Source organism: Desulfosporosinus sp. BICA1-9 (assembly GCF_000802135.1).
Map to the genome: position 1 here is coordinate 1 of NZ_JUEE01000161.1, position 16,174 is coordinate 16,174.

Annotated in this window: 19 protein-coding genes and 1 pseudogene; 15 read left to right on the forward strand and 5 right to left on the reverse strand. The window is 43.7% G+C overall.

Annotated features, from left to right (window positions below; all coding sequences use genetic code 11):
* From JL57_RS20310 to JL57_RS35015, 7 genes and pseudogenes are all read left to right on the forward strand, one after another.
* Positions 1–501 (forward strand): annotated as a pseudogene (locus JL57_RS20310) (hypothetical protein); the annotation flags it as partial.
* 26 nt (positions 502–527) lie between these two features.
* Positions 528–1,400 (forward strand): hypothetical protein, encoded by an 873-nt coding sequence (locus JL57_RS20315; protein WP_034143800.1) that lies wholly within the window; start codon positions 528–530, stop codon positions 1,398–1,400.
* 12 nt (positions 1,401–1,412) lie between these two features.
* Positions 1,413–1,808 carry a DUF4320 family protein gene (locus tag JL57_RS20320; RefSeq protein WP_034143801.1) on the forward strand — a complete coding sequence of 132 codons (396 nt, stop codon included), beginning with the start codon at positions 1,413–1,415 and terminating at the stop codon, positions 1,806–1,808.
* Positions 1,808–2,353 carry a hypothetical protein gene (locus tag JL57_RS20325; RefSeq protein ID WP_034143802.1) on the forward strand — a complete coding sequence of 182 codons (546 nt, stop codon included), beginning with the start codon at positions 1,808–1,810 and terminating at the stop codon, positions 2,351–2,353. The genes JL57_RS20320 and JL57_RS20325 overlap by 1 nt, the downstream gene beginning before the upstream one ends.
* Positions 2,354–2,495: 142 nt before the next feature.
* Entirely contained in the window at positions 2,496–3,056 is a 561-nt protein-coding gene (locus JL57_RS20330) for a DUF6550 family protein (RefSeq protein ID WP_034143803.1), read from the forward strand.
* Between the two features lie 74 nt (positions 3,057–3,130).
* The gene (locus JL57_RS20335) at positions 3,131–4,861 is read left to right on the forward strand and encodes a hypothetical protein (RefSeq protein ID WP_034143804.1); all 1,731 of its coding nucleotides are present in this window, start codon (positions 3,131–3,133) and stop codon (positions 4,859–4,861) included.
* 22 nt (positions 4,862–4,883) lie between these two features.
* A complete protein-coding gene (locus JL57_RS35015) occupies positions 4,884–5,651 on the forward strand; it encodes an LPD28 domain-containing protein (RefSeq protein ID WP_291300339.1) in 768 nt (255 codons plus the stop codon).
* Between the two features lie 239 nt (positions 5,652–5,890).
* Here the strand turns inward: JL57_RS35015 and JL57_RS35020 are convergent, their stop codons facing one another.
* The 4 genes from JL57_RS35020 to JL57_RS20350 form a co-directional block, all read right to left on the reverse strand.
* Positions 5,891–6,052, reverse strand: a complete 162-nt coding sequence (locus tag JL57_RS35020; protein WP_291300340.1) for a hypothetical protein — start codon at positions 6,050–6,052, stop codon at positions 5,891–5,893.
* Positions 6,053–6,073: 21 nt separating this feature from the next.
* Positions 6,074–6,229 carry a hypothetical protein gene (locus JL57_RS35025; protein ID WP_009624156.1) on the reverse strand — a complete coding sequence of 52 codons (156 nt, stop codon included), beginning with the start codon at positions 6,227–6,229 and terminating at the stop codon, positions 6,074–6,076.
* Between the two features lie 50 nt (positions 6,230–6,279).
* Positions 6,280–6,618 carry a MarR family transcriptional regulator gene (locus JL57_RS20345; protein ID WP_034143805.1) on the reverse strand — a complete coding sequence of 113 codons (339 nt, stop codon included), beginning with the start codon at positions 6,616–6,618 and terminating at the stop codon, positions 6,280–6,282.
* 84 nt (positions 6,619–6,702) lie between these two features.
* Positions 6,703–6,909, reverse strand: a complete 207-nt coding sequence (locus JL57_RS20350) for a hypothetical protein (protein ID WP_034143806.1) — start codon at positions 6,907–6,909, stop codon at positions 6,703–6,705.
* A 439-nt stretch (positions 6,910–7,348) separates the two neighbouring features.
* On the opposite strand from JL57_RS20350, the gene JL57_RS20355 reads away from it, so the two are divergent.
* From JL57_RS20355 to JL57_RS20395, 8 genes are all read left to right on the forward strand, one after another.
* Positions 7,349–8,077, forward strand: a complete 729-nt coding sequence (locus JL57_RS20355) for a hypothetical protein (protein ID WP_009624148.1) — start codon at positions 7,349–7,351, stop codon at positions 8,075–8,077.
* A gap of 101 nt (positions 8,078–8,178) precedes the next feature.
* Positions 8,179–9,009, forward strand: a complete 831-nt coding sequence (locus JL57_RS20360; RefSeq protein WP_291300341.1) for a GIY-YIG nuclease family protein — start codon at positions 8,179–8,181, stop codon at positions 9,007–9,009.
* A gap of 45 nt (positions 9,010–9,054) precedes the next feature.
* The gene (locus JL57_RS20365) at positions 9,055–9,675 is read left to right on the forward strand and encodes a hypothetical protein (RefSeq protein ID WP_291300342.1); all 621 of its coding nucleotides are present in this window, start codon (positions 9,055–9,057) and stop codon (positions 9,673–9,675) included.
* Positions 9,659–10,582: a hypothetical protein gene (locus tag JL57_RS20370; protein WP_034143807.1), complete on the forward strand. Its 924-nt coding sequence runs from the start codon at positions 9,659–9,661 to the stop codon at positions 10,580–10,582. The genes JL57_RS20365 and JL57_RS20370 overlap by 17 nt, the downstream gene beginning before the upstream one ends.
* 244 nt (positions 10,583–10,826) lie before the next feature.
* A complete protein-coding gene (locus JL57_RS20375) occupies positions 10,827–12,041 on the forward strand; it encodes a DNA cytosine methyltransferase (protein WP_291300343.1) in 1,215 nt (404 codons plus the stop codon).
* Positions 12,038–13,009: a DUF4928 family protein gene (locus JL57_RS20380; RefSeq protein ID WP_034143808.1), complete on the forward strand. Its 972-nt coding sequence runs from the start codon at positions 12,038–12,040 to the stop codon at positions 13,007–13,009. The genes JL57_RS20375 and JL57_RS20380 overlap by 4 nt, the downstream gene beginning before the upstream one ends.
* Before the next feature lie 376 nt (positions 13,010–13,385).
* Entirely contained in the window at positions 13,386–14,075 is a 690-nt protein-coding gene (locus JL57_RS20390) for a hypothetical protein (RefSeq protein WP_034143810.1), read from the forward strand.
* Entirely contained in the window at positions 14,072–15,913 is a 1,842-nt protein-coding gene (locus tag JL57_RS20395) for a VirB4 family type IV secretion system protein (RefSeq protein WP_291300344.1), read from the forward strand. Before JL57_RS20390 ends, JL57_RS20395 begins: the two co-directional genes overlap by 4 nt.
* Positions 15,914–15,955: 42 nt before the next feature.
* Here JL57_RS20395 and JL57_RS20400 read toward each other — a convergent pair.
* A partial coding sequence (locus tag JL57_RS20400; RefSeq protein ID WP_034143811.1) for a helix-turn-helix transcriptional regulator occupies positions 15,956–16,174 on the reverse strand: 219 nt, incomplete at its 5' end.

Genomic DNA, 16,174 nt, shown 5'->3' on the forward strand with positions numbered 1-16,174 from the left:
ACCTCCTATATCCGAAATGAGAGCGTCATCACGGCGGTGGAGGAAAACCTCAGCTATTTGAACCCGCCGGTCGCGGATGTTTTCCAGGGCTTTCTCGCCGACACCAAATTGATCAGCGTCAATGTGAAGCAGGCCCTTCAAGCCATGAAGCCCCGGCTGAACAACGATGTGTTCCATGAGTGGCTGGACGCCATGACCGCCTGCCAGGAGGATAAAACCTTGAAAACCACATTGACCCCTATAATTTCAAAGCTGTCGGACGTGCGGGTGGTATCGGCGGAGCTGGATTATATGATGTATGAGCCCTTAAAGGAGTTTATCACGATGGCGCTGCTGCTGGTCGGCAACATACCGCTGATTTATTTCTTGAACAAGGACTGGTATTCCGCGCTTGTGGATACGGACTTCGGCAAGGCGATACTGGCGGTTTGCGGTGCAGTGATCTTCGTGTCCCTGGCCGCGGTGATCAGGCTGACAAAGCCGGTTGAATATAAGCGATAATAAAATTCTGAAATGAGGTGAAACCCTTGTATGCCATTCTATTTTTCTTCGTCCTGTTTTTCGCGGCAGGGGCATATCTTGTCCTTGCTGACGTATTGAAGCTGCCGACCCTTGCAACGACAAAGGCGGTCTTGACGGTGGCAAGGCAGGATAAAAAGCAGACCATGAACCTTGAAACAGTCGTCTTTGAGCTTTCATCCAAGCTTTCCGGGCTTATCAGGCTGGATGGCTACAGGCGCCGCAAGCTGGAGGCCGCTTTGAAATCCGCGGGGATGAAGCTGACCCCCGAAACCTATATCGCCAGGGCTTGGGTAAAGGCGGGATTGATAGCGCTTTTGATTTTCCCCATGCTGCCCATCTTCCCCATTTTGTGCCCCGTCATCCTATTTCTGGCGGTGGCGGTCTTTTTCAGGGAGCAGCAGGTGGCCGACGAAATTGTGAGGGAGAAACGTGAAAGGATTGAATATGAGCTGCCGAGGTTCGTTTCTACCGTTTCCCAGGAGCTCAAGGTTTCCCGCGATGTGCTGTCCATTTTGAATTCCTATCAAAAGAATGCGGGGGAGAGCTTTCGTCAGGAGCTTGAAATCACCATCGCCGACATGAAATCAGGCAATGAGGAAACGGCGCTGACAAGATTGGAGGCAAGAATCGGGAGCACCATGCTGTCCGATGTGGTTCGGGGGCTTATTTCCGTCAAGCGCGGCGACAACGGCGCAGTCTACTTTGAAATGTTGAGCCACGATTTTAAGCTGCTGGAATTGCAGCGGCTGAAGCTCATCGCCATGAAGCAGCCGGGCAAGGTGCGGAAGTATTCCTTCTTTTTGCTAGGCTGCTTTCTACTGATGTATCTCGGCGTACTGGGCTATGAGATTATGAATGCTTTTGGAAAGCTGTTCTAGGGAGGTGGAGCAATGCTAAAAGTGCTTAAATCCAGAAGCGGAAAAGGATATATTGATGCGGTTGTGGTGGTCCTTGCAGTAATGATGGTGCTTGCCCTAGTGGTCAGAGTTGCACCTGTGTTTGTCGCTAAACAGCAGCTGGACACCTTTGCGGCGGAGCTTTGCCGCACGGCTGAAATCGCCGGGCGCGTGGGGAGCGAAACCACGGCAAGAGCCAATCGGCTGAAAGATGAGACCGGCTTGGACCCGGCCATCAGTTGGTCGAAAACCGGCAACATCCAGTTGAACGAAGAATTTACCGTAACCCTTTCTACCACGGTCAATATCGGCCTGTTCGGTGATTTTTCTTCCTTCCCCATTACCCTGACCGCGAAGGCGACAGGCGTATCGGAGGTGTATCATAAATAATGGTAATAATAAAGAAAATCCTCCGGCACACCTCCGGCAATTCTGCCCCTTTGACGCTGGCGATTGTCCTTGTCGTGATTATCCTGTCCTGCGCGGTCTTTGAATATATGCGGCTGATGGTCATAGCAAGCGGTGTGCGGGACGCGATTCAGGCCGCAATGATCGATGTTGCCACCGAGAATTGGGATGACGCCTACAACGGGCTGCGCGAGGGCTACAGCGGAGGCTATACCTTGAGCGGGACGGATTGGGTGGTTAAGCTGGACACCGGGGATGTGTACTCCCGCCTGGAAAGCACCTTGGGCGTAAAAAAAGAAGGCACAAAATATGTAAAATACACAGGCCCCGATGTGGAATACACCCTGTCTGACCTGTCCGTCAGTATGCAGAACGCACCCCTTGCCCCGGCCAGCACCGGCGGCATCTCCCAGCTATCGGCGACGGGGATGGTGGATGTGGAAATGCCATTATCCTTTGGGTGGGGACATCTTCCACCCTTAAAAATCACCATGAAGCTAAAAGGAGGATTTACACCAAAATTCTAAAAACATTGTGCATTTTATCCCGGAGGGATAAAAAAATTATAGGACTAATGGCCGCTGGACGCGGCCCAAATTGTAATGGTATAATATGTATGAAAATATACTTCGTTTTTTATTGATAAACCCTATAAAGGAGGTTGAGTTTATGAGCAAATTAAGTGACAAAACCCAAAAGAGGCTGCTGGTTTCAGGACTTGCCGCCATATGTGTCGTTCTGGCCGTTGCCGTTTTCTCTCTTGTCGGAGGTAGCGGTGAGAAGGATAAATCAAATATCGCAAATAACATAAGCAATAACGTAACAGTGGATGATATAAAAACTGATGACAAGGCCGGGGTATCCGTCCCTAATATTACGGCCCCCACCAACGGGACTGAAAGCCAAACATCAAGCAATGTAGCCCTTGATATAAGCAAGCAGCAGGACGTTGAAGTACCGATTGCCGAAACCCCACAAAAACCGGCTGAACCGGAAAAACCTGTGGTCAAGGATGCAGGTGCCCTGAAAAATCCCGATACGCCGCCTGTATATGATAAAGAGCAGACCACTGTGGAGAAAAAAAGCAGTGAGCCCAAAAGCGGGGACAAAAAGGACGGCAAGGTATATATCCCCGGCTTTGGATGGGTGAAGGATGAAGGCGGCGGCGGAAAAGGTGAAGTTGTCGATTCAGATGGAGATATCAATAAACAGGTGGGACAGATGAATTGATAAAAAATGAATAAAGTGCAAGGAGTATGGTGTAAAAAGCCGTACTCCTTTTTATTTTGACTGGAGGTGTTCGTTTGAAAAGAATTTTGTCCTTTATGCTTTGCCTTGTACTGCTGTGCTACCTTTTGCCAACGGCTGCTCTTGCCGATACGGGTGGTAGTGGCAATATTGATGGCGGTGGCGGTGGTCTTGGAGAAGGAAGCGGTGAAAACTACTGGAACAGCGGTAATGATGGGGTTCGTGTTACGGTTGTCAATGCGGATACAGGTTTACCCGTTACAACGACAATAGACTTGACCAATAAAAATCCTGACGATACCGACTATCATTTCGGAAAGGTCAGTAAAATCAGTTACCGGAATGGAGTGTCTTTATCCGTAACCACAAGTCAATATACCTATAAAAATCCCGTTCAATCTTTACCGAGAATTGTCAGCGCGGACGGTAGCGTAAATATTGACGCAATTAAAGCATATTTTTGTTCTGAATATGCAGTAAAGCTAATTGCTGAAACAGTAGGAATTTCCTATGATACGCTTATTAACGGAACTTTCAAGCTATTTTTAGAGCCTATCGCCTACTTCACCTTTCAAGGGCAGAAGGTGGCCTTGACCGCGACGGAAGCGGCTTTGTACGACAATTTGCTAAGCGGTGGTCTGAACTCCAAAATGGGCTCTCTGACCCACAAAAACCTGCCTTTCTCGATGTTCCTGGAAACCACGGACCTGGGTTTTACCGCCTATTCCGGCGCAACGGGCCAAAACCAGTCTAACGATACCATTAGCAATTGTCTCGGACTGGGTATCGTGCGGTTTGCCGGACAACCTCCAACTCCGCCTCCTGTGACAAGCTATGATTACGAATACAGGGTTGATACGGACGTAATTACTCCAGTCACTCTCTATGCTTCCGGGGAAATCAATCCCAACAGTCCTGCAAAAGTGACTTTCAGGATCAAGGGCAGTACGTACACCATCAGTAATATCGTCATACCCGCAGGCGAAAGCCAGCTTGTGTGGTGCAAATGGCACACACCCTCCAGCCTGGAGGAAATCACCATTACGGTAAGCAGTACAAAAGGCACATTAAGCCAAACGTCAATTCTTGCAAAGATTATCCGTCTGGACGAAAATGAGCCGCCGAATCCCACGGCAACGGACAGAAACGACGGTTTTTCGACAGTCGGTATTCCGTCAAGGGCAGTGAAAGCCTCGGCCTCCTGGGGCGTTTGGTGGGCGCAATGGCATCCCTATTGGGTATGGATATCCCATTGGGTGTGGGTCGGCGGTGAGTATGGAAGCTGGTATGATTTCGGCTGGTGGGAGGACCACGGCTGGTATGATTTTTTCAGAGACAACTATTCCGCATCCCTTTCTGGCAGCATGAGCCTTTTGCCGGATGATAAAGTGCCCACCGCCAGCGGCAGCACCATGAAATCGGGCTATGGGGTAAAAACTACCGTTAATGCACAGTTTACAACCAACGCGCCGTCCTCCCATGTGACGGGTGCGCAGACGGCGACCGCCTATTTTCCCGAATTCCATTACAAGGATTACTGGCGCTTGCTGGACCGGACAGCAAACGGATACTCCGCGCAGTTTCAGTTTAAGACAAACGGGTATTCCACCTACAACCGCAGGGTGCATTTTCTTCCGATTTGGTATCCCAACGGACAATACACGGTGGATACCTACCTTCAGGACGCCTGGACCCCTGCCGGTATGCTGTCAATCAGCATAAGGGATGATGTAAGCATTTCCGGCTCACTCTATGACGATTGGCACTTTGCACCACTTGCACCATAGAAGCGTGAAAGGAGACTGCTTTATGAAAGAAAAGGCAAATCAGCTTGACTATGACTTGATTGAAATCCTAGATAAAACAATGCTGATCACGTCTCTCCGAATCGACAGAGAAACCCTGCCGGAAGGACTGTATTGCTACGATTTAAGACATGGCGACGACGGTACGGCGTGTACGCTAGAAAACGCAGTCCTTGTAAACCACTTTGGAACGGTTATCAGCAAGGAGCCTTGCGATTTTAACGGGAAGACATTCATTGAAATTGAAGATAGTTTAAATTTTCTTTCCGTACCTTCCATTTCATTACAGGACTATATGGCAAAGACTGTGAATGAACTTATAGAAAACGAAACGGATTTAAAAAAGCTTCGTGTTTTGATTGTAGAGCCTGAAAAGCCGCCTTATGTTGCTGAAATTGAAAACAATCTCCGGTCCTTGCAGGAGATGGTGGGCGGAAATATACAGTATGTCGAACTTGACAGGGACACCTTCTTCTACTGCAATGAGGAAGGCAAGCTGTTGGGGCTTCTAGGAAATCGCAAGCTGGATAACGGTGATATTGTGGCGGGGACTTTTATCATCTGCCGTGAAGATGGAACAGGTGAAGAAGCTTCTCTTACGGATGAACAAATCGAAAAATACATGAGACGATTCAGGGAGCCGGAATTATATACAGTCCAAGAGGTCGAGGACACGAGCTATGCCAGCGTTAAATCTTACAATAGCAGTGACGACTTCTTGAAGGCTCTTTTTGATGCCGAAGATGAGGATGAAGACGAAATGGAGCTATAATAAGCAGGGCTTTCGGGGCTGTACCTAAACGGGTGCAGCCCTTTTTTTATCTGGAGATGGTTATGATTTTTTGCCAAAGATCCTGAGAAAAAAATGGGTCAGAGCTGAAGCATAAAAGGCAAGTTCTATCAGTATTCCGGAACTTGTCTTTTTTATTTCACCCCCTTACGGTGAATATAAAGGGGGGGTCTAGAATGTTGATAAAAAAAGGAAGCTATAAAAAGCTTCCGGTAATCTAATCAATCATCATTCAGGATATCCCACTTGTCATTATCCCTTACATAATCTTCAATATCTGAAACAGTATCCCAATCCCTTGCGAATACACTATCATCGTAAATATTGCTTATAGTTTTATCATCCAAATGGTCTAAATCAAGATTTATTTTAGGGTCAAACATATACATTTCTCCCTCCTACAATTAATTATCATTACTAAAGTGATAGTCATAAGCTTCGGTATAGTTAATTCCCAGAGCATTGCATGCGTCTTCAATATCACAATCATTTTCACGCATGAAATCACTTACTTCTCTGTCCAGAGTTGCATTAACTCCATCAAAAATTTCGAAAGACATCAATCCTTTACCTCCTTACATTTAATAAATTAATAATTAATAAATAATGATTATATATCATTGAAATACTTTTGAATTAATGCATTTTTATCTTGAGCAAATTTTTCGCCTCTAAACTCTAGTGAAAAACGATAGCCCGAAATATACTTGTCATCCGATTTCTCAATTATACCAATATTTATTAGATTCTTTATACTTTTGGATACGATGCTTTTGTCTAAAAATATCAGTTCCGAAATATTCTTTTGAGAAATTGCCTTATAATTTTCAACATCTAAAACACATAACAAATAAAGAATAATTTTATAATCTGCTTTACTTAGATCACTTCGAACAAAAAGTTGTTCAAAAAAATTTCTTTGGCTATGTATCACATTAAAATCTGTCAATGTTCTTTACCTCCTTGTTATATTCAACATTTATGACAATAATATAACAAAGTTGAAAATATGTCAACCAATTTATACGGAATTCTATTTGAAGAAGATTGTTGGTTGTCCACCAATCTCACTTTGGCAACGATAAATCTTAATTCTGTTGCCAGCCAGCTTTTCTTCTGAAATATTGGACACTTGATGAACCTTATAAACCTCTCCATTTACCCGGAATCGAATTGGCCGAGGTATACCATCCAAATCGAACCAAGCTATCATTTCTATTGGTTTCATAAGAACTTTCATTATTCTCCCCCTTTGAACATGAAAAGAACATTTGTTCTATTATATCCCGAACTGTTGGGGAATATCAATTGAAAAATCACATCAAGGCAAGCCTGAATGTATCATGCTCTAGTTTTTTTTATTAAGTTGCCTAACAATAACCGAGATTTCAAAATTATGTCCATCGTAGGGATTATAATGTTGGTAGAGAATTACAAAAGAAGACATCAGGAGGAGGTCTTATAAGTGTGTTTATTAAGGCAGTAAGTGCTTTGATTAAGTCAAGGTGTAAGGCTGATGTATTTGAAATCGTCGAGGAGGGAAAAGATTTTACACCCGAACCTATTATTTGGGAATTTTAGTTTTGTTACTTAAAACATAGTTAACAAATGGAACTTTATTTTGGGAGGAATATTCAGGAAACTGTTGAATTATAAAACCAAGAGGGGAGTATTCAAAGTTGGAAGAGTATAATCCAAAAGGGTATGTAATCCGGATATCCGAAGATGTTCTGATACAGATGTGTCTAAGCGGGTTGGAAGCATACAGCATCGCCCATAAAGGGGGAGAATATCGAAGAAGAGGGGTAGAAACTTTTGGCCTTCTTTGGGGACACGAGATTAAACTCCCTGATGAAAAAACATTGTATTGTGTAGAACTGTTATCCATTGATACATCTGCAGAAAGAAAAGATGTGTCATGTGATCCGGTGGATGCCACACTAGAATTAAAAAGGGATATATTGACATCGTTTTGGCCTCAATATGATTTCCTCGGAGATTTTCACACACATCCGCATGATACGAAAGATGAGGTTATAAATGATAAACTATACGAATTCAGTAAACAAGATATTAAATCGGTGGAAGGTCGCTCTGAGTTTTGGTTAAGTCATAATTATAGAGTCGGTTTGGTCTTGACAATTGCAAAGCTTGAAAGGAAGTCTGATAGAGAGCATAGGTGGATTGGGACAAACACTATTGAACTTACTTTAGGCAATTATAGATTATGGCTAAATGGCTATATCACATATCTTGATAATAGTACAAAGATTAGGTTATCCACACACGTGGATGATAATGTCATTTTGGATTGTCCAGCAATTCTCGGCATGGTCGGAGAATATACCGAGTTTGGTCGAGGTATTAGAAAGCGGATTACTCGACGACATCGGCCAGGTATAATCTAATTTTTCCTCTTCGTAAGAAATACTGTTAATCTTCGGGTCTCGTCAAGAACATACATTCCAGTGAGCATACGGCTTATCGTGATTGGCAGGTGTAGAAAAAGTTGACATTAAACGACCTTTTAAAGATGAGTGGGTTAGATATAGATAAAAAGACAAAGCTTGTAAGACATCAAGACAGTGGTTTTGATACAGACAGGCTCTATAGGGAAGGGCGATTGGAACATTATCAAAGCTGTCAGAGCAAGAATGTTTTTGGTGATTGTGATTATATCGTCACTTTTCTCGGGCATGATCGTACTCAAGCAAAGTTTATTGGTATATTTCAAGTAATTGCAGTATCCCAACCAAGGCAATTACCTGATCAGATTTATACCGACTTTTGGGAAGCAGGGTGGTACTTCTATGAACTAAGAAGAACAGATTTTCTTTCAGACCTAATTGAACGCCTTGTTATAGAATGGGGTGGTGCCACAAGAAGTTGGTATCAGTGGCTTAATGATAAGAAACCAAAGGAAGTAATAGAGATCCTCCCCAAAGGCTGCTATGACAGTTTTCCTGGCTTTGAGGATTTTGTGTTAGATTACAATAGCTTGAAGAAGATAGTTGAAAATCCTGATGCAAATCGGATGTGGCACATAATGCTTTCATCGGTTGCCGGTGTTTATCTAATTGTTGACACCGAGGATGGCAAACAATATGTTGGTTCTGCTTATGGAAATGAAGGGATTCTTGGCCGTTTTAAGGAATACGTAAGAAATGGGTACGGCGGTAATAAACTGTTAATGGCTTTGCCAATAGACAGATACAGCAAATTCCAGTTTACAATTCTAAGAACATTGTCTAAGACGTTGACTAATGCGGAAGTTATAGACTATGAAAATCTATATAAAGATAAACTCGGGAGCAGAGCGTTTGGACTAAACGCAAATTGAACTGCAATTGACATAGAAAAAAGTCGCCGGAGGTCATAAGATATTATGCCAAAACGCAAATGCCCTGCTTGCGGGTCAACAGATACTGTTAAGTTATTATACGGTATGCCGAATCAAGAGGCTTATGGGGATGAGCAGCGTAGGGGAATTGTGCTTGGCGGGTGCTGTATCTCTCCTAACAGTCCAAACCGAGCTTGTAAGAATTGCGGAAAACGGTTTGGTGGCAATAACTCTAAACTAAAAAATATGTGTTCCTTTGACTTTTATGTTGGCGGTTATTTCGGTACATCGTACCATGTTTACATAGACGGCAGACGTGAGAAGAAGTGGCTTAGATACGGACAAACATCCAATGGATATAATCTATTGGACTTGAAAAATGAAATCCCTTCCGAGTATTATGCTATGGAAGATGTCGTTCTAACTGAAAAAGAGTTGTCAAATGAGCAATGGTATAACTTGATTGATGAGATTGCCGCTTGTGAAGTTGAATACTGGAACAATAACTATTTTAATAGTACGATTTTAGACGGGACGCAGTGGCATATTGAAATTGGGCTTCCCGAAGGGCATAAAATTAATAAATCTGGAAGCAATGAATATCCACCCGCATGGAAGAAGTTTATAAAGGTTCTCAGGAAATATGTTGATGAACGTATTGGATGATAACCCAGAGTCTCAATTAATAACATGGAAGGCAATATGTTGGCTTGGTAAGGGGAGATTAAATTTATTGGAAAAACACAATAAGTTCATTATCATTAGTAAAAATGGTCATAAGATTTTGAGAGTTAAGTTTAAGGAAACTCATAAACGATACAATTCACATATGGGTGAGGTAGATATATTATTTGATGCAGCTAAAAACACATATTTTGATATCGCATGTTTACAAACAAAACAAGGCCGAATTTACTGTAATAGACATATTAACGCTGTATCATGGCACGGTTTCTATGACGAAAGTGAAGAGCGAATAAAGCTACCAGTTATTAATTTCAAGGATAATAAGAATAAAGTTTGGTGCCCTCGTCATTCGGGGGTAGTACAGAAGAAGAATGTTTTTCTATTTCCAATTTGTAGTTGTTATATCCCAGCTAATATGGAGCTATCATATATCCCGACAATTTCAAATAGAGAAGACAATTTTGTCGTAGAGGTAAATGAAGAATGTAACGTGAGAATTGACTTCTTTGTTTTGCCAAGAGGAGTTAATTATGACGATTTCGTTTCAAGAGTTAGCTTATCGGTATTCTATTTTATTGCAGATATAACGATTTTCGACAAAAGCCTAAATGGAGAACTCTTAGAATTACCAGTATCAAAAAAGGAAGATGTAAAGTTTCTCTCTGCAAAAATTGCTGATTGGCATACTTTAATTCGTGTCGTATATGCAGAAAAAACACGGGAACCAGAACTATGTGGTAAATACAGTTTATTGTTTCATGACCCCAATAGTTCTATTGATATGTTATTGAACAGATCAATTGGTTACCCCGACAAGAATGGAAAAGTTATTTTAGAGTCTATGAAATCTAGACATAACCTTGAGGTCAAAAGACTCGGATTATAAGAAATAGGATTTTTTGTAATAATTCAAGCACATGGGTTAGAATGGCTTTTTCTTATCAAGTTAGTTGTACAGAGAATTAAGAATGGGAGTGGTTTAGTGGAATTAGATTCGGACAATCGGCTCTACATCTTACGTATACCTCATACAAAAAAATTGCTCCGTTTAACTACTATGCTATAATAAAAACAATTAGGGGTTTCTTGGCAAGAAAATGATATATAATTTCGCAAATGGGGGTTATTATTTGATTCGGCAAAAAAATAAATTTCTTGAATTCTTTGCCGGAGTAGGCTTAGCCAAATTGGGATTAGGCCATAATTGGGAATGTATTTGGGCTAATGACATCAGCTCCAAAAAAGCAGAAATCTATCGAATGAACCATGAAGCAAGTCATTTTGTACTTGGAGATGTTGCTGACGTATCAAACATTCCGATAGATGCTGATATGGCATGGGCTTCTTTCCCTTGTCAAGACCTATCTCTAGCTGGTTGGCGAAGTGGAATGCTAGCACGTCGAAGTGGAGCATTTTGGCCTTTCTGGAACCATATGTTTTGTCTTTTACAGTTGGGTAATAGACCACCACTAATAGTTATTGAGAATGTGGTTGGGTTGATTCACAGCGGTGATTTTGAAGGTCTATGTGAATCTTTGCTTTCATTAGGAATGCAGTTTGGAGCATTGGTAATTGACGCATCACACTTTGTGCCTCAATCTCGCCAAAGAGTATTTCTTGTTGCTGTAGATCTAACTGTTCCTGTTGACAACTTTACAATTAACGGAGCTGCAAACTCAATTTGGTTCCCGGAAGCTTTATTAAAGGCAAAATCAAAGCTTCCAGCCCATCTTCAAGCTGTATGGAGATGGTGGAATGTACCAGTTCCAGAGAACAATTATATACCAAATATCACCGAAATTATCGAACGTGAACCAACCGGGGTATCATGGAATTCGGATGAAGAAACGCAACGATTGCTCTCGATGATGACGGATCGAAATCGTAATAAAGTTGAAGCTGCACGTTTAGCTGGTGGTGTTCAAGTCGGCTTTCTTTATAAACGTATTAGGCAAGGGGTACAGCGAGCTGAGGTTCGTTTTGACGGTATCGCGGGATGTCTACGGACACCTAGAGGAGGTTCAAGTAGACAAACTGTTGTCGTTGTTGAGAATGGGGTAATTCGTACACGTTTACTTTCACCTCGGGAGGCAGCAAGGCTAATGGGGGTCGAAGATACGTTTTGGTTACCAGATGCTTACAACCATGCCTATGAAGCTATGGGTGATGGTCTCGTTGTACCAGTCGTATCTTGGTTGTCACGTCAATTACTTGAACCATTACAGTCAGCATGTAATGCATTAGGAAGTCATGCTCGCGGAGGTAGTCAAATGATCGAGAGACAGGATGTTATTGCTTCGTATCGTTCTACGCAACGACTTGTAGAAAGGTGGAGAACAGGTTGAATACGACAAATTCTCATATGGAAGTGGCTTTAGAAGCACTCAGGTCTTGGTATGAGAGTCAAAAACCTAGCCCAGACCAGGAACCAAAACGTTATGTAGTTTGTGCTGGACTTGCTATTACTGAGCTAATAAAGGACACTTTTCCTCTGTCGTTAGGAGATTACATAACAGAGAAGAATCAAGTTCGTAAAACCGGGGGGCCAACTATAAAGGCTCTTTTGCTGAGATTTGGTGAAACACGCGAATATGCTCGGGAAGGTGGTAGGACAACAAGAGGAACCAGAACCTCTGCAGAAGAATTGGTCAGGCGATTGAATTCGCTTGAAGTTCTCTCTAGGCTTTCCAATTCTGAACGACAGGATGTTATGGAAAGTCTTCAACGATGGTTGGTTCAACGAGTAAGAGAATATTTTGAGCGGAGAAAAATTGAAGTTGAAATTTCTTTAGACCGATCTGGACAACAAATTGTTGCAGACATTCTAGATGCAGCAAATGAAAAAGGAGTTGCTGGAGCCGTTGCACAGCATATTATAGGAGCAAAACTTGCCTTGCGTTATCCCCATATGGAAATTGAAAACCATTCATATACAACTGCTGATATTCAGTTAGGTAGACCAGGAGATTTTGTTGTTGGGGATACGGTGTTTCATGTGACTGTGGCTCCTATGCCTGCAGTTGTCGAGAAATGTGACCAAAACTTGCGAAACAATTACAGAGCTATTTTGTTAGTAACTGATTCTAAAACTCAAGCAGCTAAACAAATGGCAGAAATGAGAGGGATATTGAATCGTATTGGTCTATATGCGATAGAAGCGTTTGTCGGACAAAACATAGAAGAAATGAACGAGTTTGGTAGGAATTCATTATCCCATTGCTGGCGTAACCTCTTAGAAAAGTACAATGAGCGAGTATTAGCAGTAGAAACGGATCGTTCCCTATTGATAGAAATTCCGGCAAATCTTCAATAGTGTTAAGTGCCATTTAAACAAAGCATGTATACAATCAAAATGAAGAAAGATGCCCTCCCACGTTGTAAGCGTAGGAGGGCGTTGTCATTAAACCGGACTATTTTGCTGGTTGATCAGTAGTAGCTGGTTCTTCTAAAGGTACAACAGCGTTAAATCTTACCATAGCAGTGACGACTTCTTTAAGGCTCTTTTTAATGACGAAGATGAGGACGAAGACGAAATGGAGCTATAATAAAGCAGGGCTTGCGGGGCTGTACCTAAACGGGTGCAGCTCTTTTTTTATCTGGAGGTGGTTACGTCTGGGGCATAGAAGCATATTCAAATCGGTAGATTGCGAAGGCATTCAGGAAATTGATAAAAGCGAGGTGGAAATAGCTTGATTTTCCCAATCATTATGATTATGGTGTGCGCTGCCCTGGGGGGCGGCGCTTTTCTTTTCATCAGGCTGTCGGACAAAAGGAAAAAACAGGTTGCGGCAGCGGACGGTCAGCAAAAGACAGCCAATGAGTTTGTCAACGTCAAGGACATCAAAGGCAAATATCTCTACACAAGAGACCAGCTTGTCCTCTGTTATCTGAAAATAAACCCCATCACCATCGACCTGTTCAGCAAGGGCGAAAAACAGCAACTGGTCAAGCAGCTTACAGCGAATATGTCCGGCATACAGCACCCCTTTAAATTTCTTGCCGTATCCCGCCCGGTGGACATTACGCCCCTAATCTCCGAGCTGTCGGCGGCGCTTGCCACCTCCGACCCCAAGCAAAAAGAACTTCTCAAACAGGAAATCCTGGAGATGACCACCTTTGCCCTGTCCGGCGAGGTGGTGGAGCGACAATTTTACATCGTTCTCTGGGAAAAAGCCGACGAGGGCGCAGAAAAGGAGTTGCTAGTGAAGGCAAAGGATTTTGCGGGAAACCTCGACGACTGCGGGATTGGCAGCGAAATCCTGGAACAGCAGAATATTGTACGGCTCTGCAACCTCATCAACAACCCCGCCTACATGCACTTGGAGGACACGGACTTTACGCCTTCCATTCCCATTTTAGGTGGAGGTGTGGTATTTTGATAGGAATCTCAAGAAAAAAGACCGAGTTTGTACCGGTTAATGAGGCCCTGTTAAACGTCATTTCTCCGATGGGGCTTGAAATCAGAAGAAACAGCCTGGTGATCGGTGAAAACACAGGAAAGATTTACGGCGTTGTTCGCTATCCGCAAAAGGTGGATACGGGCTGGCTGAGTAAAATCACCAACATACCGGGCACCCTTGTTTCCATCAGCATCCAGCCGGTGGACAACAGTGCTTTGATTTCAGCCATATCCAAGAGCATTATTCAAAACCGGGCTGCCGCCGACGGCGCAAAGGACCCCTTGACCCGACAGAGAAGCGAAAAAGCCGCAGAGGACGGGGAGCGGATTATGCTCCAGATCGACCAAAACGGCGAAACTGTGGCGTTGATGAGCCTTGTCATCATGCCAGTGGCCCATGACGAAAAAAGCTTTGTCAAGGGGTGCCGAAGGGTGGAGAGTGTCGTCAACGTGATGAAATGCAAGGTCAGAACCCTTGCCAACCTGCAAAAAGAGGGCTTGCAGACCATTTCCCCCACCTATCCCTCCAATCCGGTTGTGGAGAGCATTGTACAGAGGATTATCCCCATGAGCACCTTTGTGGGCGGCTTTCCGTTTGCGTCCAGCGGCTTTAATGACGGCACCGGGTACTATTTTGCAAAGGACAACAACGGCGGATTGATCATAGTAGACACCTGGAAGCGCGGCAATGATCGCACCAATTCCAATATGGTCATCATGGGTGTTGCCGGTGTGGGTAAGTCCACCGCCGTCAAGCATATTGCCCTGGCCGAATACATGAAAGGCACCAAGCTGATTTTCATCGACCCCGAATCGGAATACCGGGACCTGTGCCTGAATTTGAATGGCGACTGGATTAACGCGGGAGGCGGTGCCAACGGCAAAATCAATCCTCTGCAAATCCGGCCTGCACCCAGGGACAGCGAGGACGAACCGGACGAAAAGGGCGGCAAACTGTACAGGGACGAGGGCAACGGCATGTCGGACATGGCGCTCCACGTTAAGAATCTGGAGATCTTCTTCAATCTCTACCTGCCCAGCCTCACGGACATGCAGAAGGCCATCCTGAAACAGGGCGTCATCGAGCTTTATAACCAGTTCGGCATCTATTGGAAAACGGATATCACCACCCTGTCCAACACACAGTTTCCTACCTTCAGTGATCTGCATAAGCTGATTACCGAAAAAGCGGAGAAGGACAGCAACAATCCCGTCTATCGTGACCTGGCCTTGTTGCTCTATGATGTAGCCAACGGCAGCGACAGCTTTTTGTGGAACGGCCACACCGCCGTTGAAACCCATTCCCGCTGCATTTGTTTGGACACCCATTCCCTGCAAAACACCAGCGAAAACATCAAAAGGACGCAATACTTCAACCTGTTGACCTGGTGCTGGGAGCAGATGTCCAAAGACAGAAGCGAGCGGGTACTGCTCATTTGCGATGAAGCCTACCTGATGATCGACCCCCAGGTGCCGCAGAGCCTTGTGTTTTTGCGCAATGTGGAAAAACGGGCCAGAAAATATGAAGCAGGACTAATCATCATCTCCCACAGCGTCGTGGATTTTCTTTCCCCTGAAATCAAGATGTATGGGCAGGCCCTACTGGACATCCCCTGTATCAAAATCATTATGGGGACCGACGGAAAGAATTTGCAGGAAACAAAGGAACTTTACAATCTTACCGAAGCGGAGGAAGAATTGCTGGAAAGCAAGAAACGAGGCCACGCCTTATTTGTGATCGGCTCTAAGCGTCTGCACGTCAATTTTGAGATACCTGAATACAAGTTTGACTATATGGGTAAGGCTGGAGGAAGATAAAAAAAAGAAGCAGGCTGTCTAATCTCATGCAGCCTGCTTTTCTCATTTTGTCTTTAAGTCCTTAATAATAGCCAGAAGATGCTCCAACTGGCCATCGTTTAGCTTCTTTAACTCATCAATTAAGTCATTTAATTTTGTCGGAAAGCTTACTTCGTCATCAAAGAAATCCTTTGGAGGGACATTCAGATATTCGCAGATATAAAAAAATCCTGTCATGGACGGCAACGACTTTTTGTTCTCAATTTTATTGATATAGCTTTC